The organism is uncultured Turicimonas sp. (assembly GCF_902477955.1).
Taxonomy (GTDB): domain Bacteria; phylum Pseudomonadota; class Gammaproteobacteria; order Burkholderiales; family Burkholderiaceae_F; genus Turicimonas.
The window spans coordinates 36562-42787 of the sequence record NZ_CABSJB010000025.1 but is presented as its reverse complement, the minus strand read 5'-3'; the positions used below and the strand labels follow the sequence as shown (position 1 = coordinate 42787).

Here is a 6226-nt window from a genome sequence, read left to right as displayed (position 1 = left end):
TGTTCGGCAAATGGGCCGGCGGCTACGAGGGTTCTACCTCTACTCCCGACAAGCTCCAGCAAAGGTTCAACTTTCTTGCGGATATCTGCTTTACTGACGCCGGCAAGCTCCAAAGGCAGGGCAACGTTGTCGAAAACCGTACGGGAAGAGAGAAGGTTGAAGTGTTGGAAAATCATTCCAATCTGTCTTCTTTCTTTGCGCAGTTCCTCATCAGACATTTTTGTCAGATCTTTCCCGTCAACAATGACTGTTCCGGAGGTTGGTCTGTTAAGAAGGTTGATGCATCTGACTAAAGTGCTTTTTCCAGCACCGCTTCGGCCGATAATCCCGAAGATTTCTCCGGGTTTGATGCTGACATTGACATCTTTGCAGGCGAAAAATTTATCCTTTCCGTCAGCAGTGTCATATTCCTGTGTTATGTGCTGTAGTTCAATCATTGTCAAAATTCCAAATTCAGAGGCAAGCCTCGAGGTCCCGGTAAGGACAAATAGTTTCGTAAGCGGACAATAGTTGCCTATCGGTTTAATTACCTGTTGAAAAAATTTGAAGACTCTAAGATTAGCCTCGAATTCTTAAATAAAACAAAAAGAAAGGTACTTTTTTCATCGTACATGGTGAATTCACGGGTTTGTATTGGTCCGTTAAATAAAAATCCGTCCTCTTTTCCTGGAAGCAGATAATCCAATAGAGTGAAAAAACAAAAAATATTGTTCGGGTGTAGCTTCTTAATAAATAACAGTAAGACTTTTTCGTTACTCTGAGATTAATGTTCCTAGGCCGCTGGTGATTGATTCAAATACGTGGCTTCAACATAATGGAAACACAGAAGGATCCCGTATTGAAGTACATCATTTGACTATTTCAAGGAGCATTTTGGATATGAAACCTTCCAGACCTCTAACTATCTCGGCCGTCACTGTCGTATTGTTAGCTTTTCTGGCGGCTCCTGTATCGGCAGCCGAGTCTCCTGTTCCTACGAAGAATGAACCCGCCGTTAAAAACGAACTGCCTAATGGTGTTAATAAGAGTTTGGCTACTGCCGTTAAGCAAGGGGCAGTAGTCGCCGCTTCCCGAGTAGGTTCTGGCCTTATTACACCTCTCGGAAAGTTTACGAAAGAAGGATATGTAACTGCCATGATGCATAATCCTCAAAAGCCCGAATCCTCTTGATGTTGGCTTCTTACCAAGACGCAAGACTCAAAAGAAATCCAACGCATATTTAATGAATGTTGACCTCAAAGGAGTACTCCCATGAAAGTATCTTTTATAGCTTCTGGCGACAGCTTTATTACTAGACACGTAGCCGAATGTGGTTACCCAGGTTTTGATGAAATTCAAAGCTTAATTAAGTCACACGATGTTAGCTTTGCTAATCTTGAGATGACTTTCCATCGTCAGGAAGGTTATCCTGCTGCAACAAGCGGAGGCACTTGGGCGATGACTGATCCCACTATGCTTGACGACATGTTGCGTTATGGATTTAATATTTTTAATACTGCCAATAATCACTCCGGCGATTTTGGTCAGGAAGGGGTGAGCGCAACTATTCGTCACTTGAATGAAAGAAAGATGTGCTTTACCGGTACCGGTAATACATTACAGGAAGCTTCTCGAGCTTGTTATCTAGAGACGCGGCACGCCAGGGTTGCTTTGATTGGTGTTACTGCTACTCTGGATCCTGCTGCAATTGCAGGAGGGCAGGGAGCAGATATGATCGGCCGTCCGGGATTAAATCCATTGCGCTTCCGGACCGTACACCATGTGAATGCCGAGCATTTCTCAATGGCGAGAACTCTTTCAGACATCTCACAGATCAATGCTAGAACTGAACAGAAGATTCGCAATGGCTATTTGCCGCCCTTCCCGGAAGGCACTCTTCCATTAGGAAATATGAATTTCATGCTTACCGAAGGGGATGAGTACAACGAAACCATTCCGAATCCAAAAGACGTTGAAAGAACTGTCAAAGAAATTGAAGAGGCACGCCGTCAAGCTGATATCGTTATAGTGAGTGTTCATGCACATGAAATGAAGGGCGCTGACTCTCAGGTAGCGGCAGAATTTGTAGAAAGATTTGCCAAGGCTTGCATCGATGCCGGAGCCAGCGTAGTAATCGGCCATGGCCCTCACGAGCTTCGCGGTATTGAGGTTTATAAAGGCGGAGTAATTTTCTACAGCTTAGGAAACTTCATTTTCCAAACTGAAACTGTTGAAAGACAGCCCTTTGATGCCTTCCACGGTAAGAATCTTCCGATAGATACGAAGATTGGCGCATATATGGATCACAGAAGCAAGAACGGAACTAAGGGTTATATCGTTCAAGAAAATATTTGGCGCTCGATTTTGCCCTCATGGGAAGTTGAAGACGGAAAGGTAAAGAATGTTGTGCTCCATCCGATCGATTTAGCTCAGAAGGGAACGAGATCACAACGTGGAATCCCATCTCTGTCCGGATCAGAGGAAACCTTGAAGCACATTCAAAAACTCTCCGAACCTTACGGAACAAAAATAGAGATTAAAGACGGAAAAGGCTATCTTGTTTTGTAAGTCGTAAATATAAGATCTCTTTGTAGAGTTAAAAAAAGCAAATTCCATATCTTCCTTGCTTAATCCGGTGAAGACGATGATTTTGAATTCTCTTCACCGGATTTTTTATCGCCTTTCTTCCATAGTTTCTTTGATGAACCGCAATTCCTTGTTCATCTGGTTTTCTTCTTTTAAAGGCATTTCGACAAGCACTTATGGATTGGATCCAAATTCCTTTAGGCAGACCTTAATATCAGGTTTTCAAAAAGCCTTTTCCTAATAGCGAGTTCTGAGAACTGCTTCTTTGTATATATGCGACAGTGCAGAACATTTTTAAGTAAATGAAGTGTTTTCTCGAGGCAGGAAAACACTTAAAGAGAAGTTAATGTTTTTTCTGTTTTTAAATGCTTAACCTTTCTTAATAAGTTTTCTCATTTATTCGTCTAGTTTATAAAAATCAAGATGTTGTTGATGGTTTAGCAACTATTTGTATTTCTAATTCATTACTTAAAACGTAATAAAAAGGTGACCCAGGATATTGATTGAAACAAGCTAAATATTGATACTGGCAACATCAGACAACAGGTATTACAGGTCTGGCTTTAGCCTCTTCGGAAGCTAATTTTGAAACGTTAAAGTTTTGCCAGTTCTTTCCAAGATCTAAGACCGTAATCCAATCATCCCAGCGACATTGCGGTAAAGATCTGCTGTCCTACGACAGTCATTGGAGGGCCGGCGAATCCAATTACAAATCAACCTCAAAAAGGAGATTTTCATGACTATGTTGATTGCTGCCGTGATCGTCGCCGTGATGGTCTGGGCACTGATTAAAAAATATGAAACTAGAATGGTTCTTATCGCAGGCGGCCTGGCGCTTGCTTGCCTTGCAGCTGATCCGCTGGAACCACTTAAATCCTTTTCCGCTTCTATGAAGCAAGCAAAGATTTTTGAAGTCATTATTTCTTGTATGGGCTTTGCAGCAGTCATCAAGCTGACAGGATGCCACAATCATCTTATCGCTTTCTTCGTAAAAGTCCTTAAAAAGGCTGGTCCATTCGTTATCGTTGGTGCTGCCTTAGCAACAATGGTAGTTAATAGTGCTATTCCTTCGGCCGCAGGTACTTCCGCAGCAGTGGGCACAATATTGATTCCTCTTTTGCTGGCTGCAAGGGTTCCAGCGCCAATTGCCGCTGCGACTATTATGGCTGGTTTATATGGCGGTAACTTGAACCCGGGTCATGTTCATCCGACCATTGTGGCCGAGCTGGCAGGAAAGACCAGTGTTGACTTCGTTTCTCTGGTTTACTTCCCATTGATTTCTTCAGTAGTTGTTGCCTCTTGTGTTTTGATTGGTCTTTCTTACTACATGAGAAAGAAAGGGCTTTATCAGGATGCAGAGTTAGAAGAAGGCGCGGGAGAACTCCCAGCTGATTTCAAGCCTAACATCTTCTTGGCCATCGTTCCCCTTCTTCCTTTGGCAATCCTTATGCTTGGTAACTTTGGCTACGTTAAGTTCCTTAAGATGCCTGTTTCCCATGCCATGATTATTGGTGCTGTTATTGCCATGCTGGCAACAAGAACCGGCCCCGGCAGCATTACAAAGGCTTTCTTTAAAGGCATGGGCGATGCATTCGGATCTATCTTCGGCATCATCATCGCAGCTAATATCTTCGTTGCCGGTTTGAAATCTTGCGGCATCATCAAGGCTCTGATTGATTACATGTCTGGTTCTCCAATGATTGCCAAAGCTGCTTCCGTAGTCGGTCCGTTCTTCGTCGCTGTACTGTCAGGTTCTGGTGAAGCAGCTTCCATCGCCTTCAACAATGCTGTAAGTGCACATGCTCCTCAATTCGGTTTGGAAATCATGAATATGGGTGCTATGACAGTTTTGTCCGGTGGTATCGGTCGTTCTCTTTCTCCGGTTGCAGGTGCCATGATTATTTGTGCAGGAATCGCTAAGGTTTCTCCAATCGCGGTTACTCGCTGGATTTGCATCCCAATGCTTTGCGCTTTGGCAACAGCAACTTTCATTCTCTATGTTCTTTAAATTGGAGAATACGAATGCAAAATACACCTATTGTTCAAGAATTTTTAGAACTAGTTAAGCTGCCGGTTCATTCAAAAGACGAAAGAATCATTGCTGACGTCGTGAAGAAAAAACTCGAAGAGATTGGATTCTCCGTGGTTGAAGATGGCACAGCTGAAAAGGTCGGAGGTAATACAGGCAATCTCATCGCTCGTCTGCCAGGAAAACCGAATGTTCCTACAGTGCTCTTCTCAGCGCATTTGGATAGAGTCCGCAATCCAGGAAAAATCACGCCTGTTTTTGATGAGGAAAATGGCGTGATCAAGAGTGATGGAACCACTATCCTTGCTGCAGATGATGTTTCCGGTCTAGTTTCTATTATGGACGGAGTAAGAAGACTGAAAGCATCCGGCAAACCTCACGGCGACTTAGAAGTAGTGTTTTCCGTTTGTGAAGAAATGGCTGTAATCGGTGCTAAAGAGCTGAATTTCCCGGAACTCAAGGCTAAATTCGGTTATGTTCTCGATTGTCCCGGAAGAATTGGCCGCATTGTTAAGCAGGCTCCAACGAAATGCAAAATTATCGTGACGGTCAAAGGGATTAAGGCTCACGCAGGTAATGAACCTGAGAAAGGCTTGAATGCTATTAAAGTAGCTGCTCATGCCTTAGCTCAGGTGCCAGAAGGAAGGATTTCTTCTAACGTCACTTCTAATTTCGGCATGATTAAAGGCGGTTCGGGTACCAATGTCGTATGTGATGAAGTCGTTATTACCGGAGAGGCTCGAGGAACCGATGATAAAGAGCTGGAAGAATACTTGCAGCAAGTGCGTAAAGTGTTCGAAGAGACAGCTCAAAAATTTAATACTACGATTGATGTATCCATTACAACGCTTTATCACACCTTTAATGTTCCTGAAGATTCAGAAGTGATTGAAACTGTGAAGAAAGCTCTGAAGAAACAAGATATTGAAGGATTCTGTCAGAAAGGCGGCGGAGGCAGCGATGGAAATCACTATAACCGTCATGGAATCCCAACAGTTGTACTGGCTCTGGGATATTCAAAGAACCATACTAACGCTGAACAAATCATCGTTGAGGACTTAGAGAAAGCCGGAAAACTAGTAGAGGATATTATCTCGGAAGTGTATGAAAAATATTCCGGATAGGTAATGTAGCCGCTTCTGGCTTATAGGGCTGTAGGCCTCTGATCGAAAGAGTCTTACAGCCTTTTCTTTTGCTTATGCTTTCCGCAAAAAAGAACCGCCATAATGGCGGCAAGGAGGATCTCGCGGAGGCTGCCAAAGTGGCTGCCCCATCCTAAAAGATACTAAGGAGTCTTATAACCGAACTTGTGGCATTGATCGCATGTCAAAACCGATGGCTCATGCTGCTTGTGGCAGTCACCGCAGGGCTGAGACTCGCTGTGGCCGTAATGTGGATTAGGCTTGAGTCCGGCAGTTTTTTGCTTGACGGCGTCCCTGCTGACATGACATGTAAGACAAACTGATTCATCGGGAACTTCTCTAGGTCTGGTTTGACCGTGACAAGTGTCACACTGCATATTCATCTGTGCATGTTTTCCATGGAGCTGAACCTGCGCCGATGCATTCCAGGAAAAGATCAGCAAGCCGGATACGCACAGAGCCTGAAAAATTCTGACATTCATTCAATGAA

The 6226-nt window shown here is 43.7% G+C and carries 6 protein-coding genes; 4 read left to right on the top strand and 2 right to left on the bottom strand.

Features of this window, described 5'->3' with window-relative positions:
- Nucleotides 1–437 (bottom strand): ATP-binding cassette domain-containing protein (locus RDK53_RS08350; protein ID WP_308514142.1); only part of this gene is annotated, 437 nt, incomplete at its 3' end.
- A 442-nt stretch (nt 438–879) separates the two neighbouring features.
- On the opposite strand from RDK53_RS08350, the gene RDK53_RS08345 reads away from it, so the two are divergent.
- The 4 genes from RDK53_RS08345 (at nt 880) to RDK53_RS08330 (ending at nt 5718) form a co-directional block, all read left to right on the top strand.
- The gene (locus RDK53_RS08345; protein WP_308514141.1) at nt 880–1170 is read left to right on the top strand and encodes a hypothetical protein; all 291 of its coding nucleotides are present in this window, start codon (nt 880–882) and stop codon (nt 1168–1170) included.
- Between the two features lie 81 nt (nt 1171–1251).
- Complete coding sequence (locus tag RDK53_RS08340) at nt 1252–2547, top strand: CapA family protein (RefSeq protein WP_308514140.1); 1296 nt, start codon at nt 1252–1254, stop codon at nt 2545–2547.
- 754 nt (nt 2548–3301) lie between these two features.
- Nucleotides 3302–4573: a C4-dicarboxylate transporter DcuC gene (gene dcuC / locus RDK53_RS08335; protein WP_308514139.1), complete on the top strand. Its 1272-nt coding sequence runs from the start codon at nt 3302–3304 to the stop codon at nt 4571–4573.
- 14 nt (nt 4574–4587) lie between these two features.
- The gene (locus RDK53_RS08330; RefSeq protein WP_308514138.1) at nt 4588–5718 is read left to right on the top strand and encodes a M20/M25/M40 family metallo-hydrolase; all 1131 of its coding nucleotides are present in this window, start codon (nt 4588–4590) and stop codon (nt 5716–5718) included.
- Between the two features lie 161 nt (nt 5719–5879).
- Here RDK53_RS08330 and RDK53_RS08325 read toward each other — a convergent pair whose 3' ends face one another.
- Nucleotides 5880–6218: a cytochrome c3 family protein gene (locus RDK53_RS08325; RefSeq protein ID WP_308514137.1), complete on the bottom strand. Its 339-nt coding sequence runs from the start codon at nt 6216–6218 to the stop codon at nt 5880–5882.
- Between the last annotated feature and the right edge of the window lie 8 nt (nt 6219–6226).

Excerpts from the sequence above, each read along its gene's own strand:
- RDK53_RS08345 (WP_308514141.1), top strand. The coding sequence starts at position 880 with ATGAAACCTTCCAGACCTCTAACTATCTCGGCCGTCACTGTCGTATTG.
- RDK53_RS08340 (WP_308514140.1), top strand. The coding sequence starts at position 1,252 with ATGAAAGTATCTTTTATAGCTTCTGGCGACAGCTTTATTACTAGACAC.
- dcuC (WP_308514139.1), top strand. The coding sequence starts at position 3,302 with ATGACTATGTTGATTGCTGCCGTGATCGTCGCCGTGATGGTCTGGGCA.
- RDK53_RS08330 (WP_308514138.1), top strand. The coding sequence starts at position 4,588 with ATGCAAAATACACCTATTGTTCAAGAATTTTTAGAACTAGTTAAGCTG.
- RDK53_RS08325 (WP_308514137.1), bottom strand. The coding sequence starts at position 6,218 with ATGAATGTCAGAATTTTTCAGGCTCTGTGCGTATCCGGCTTGCTGATC.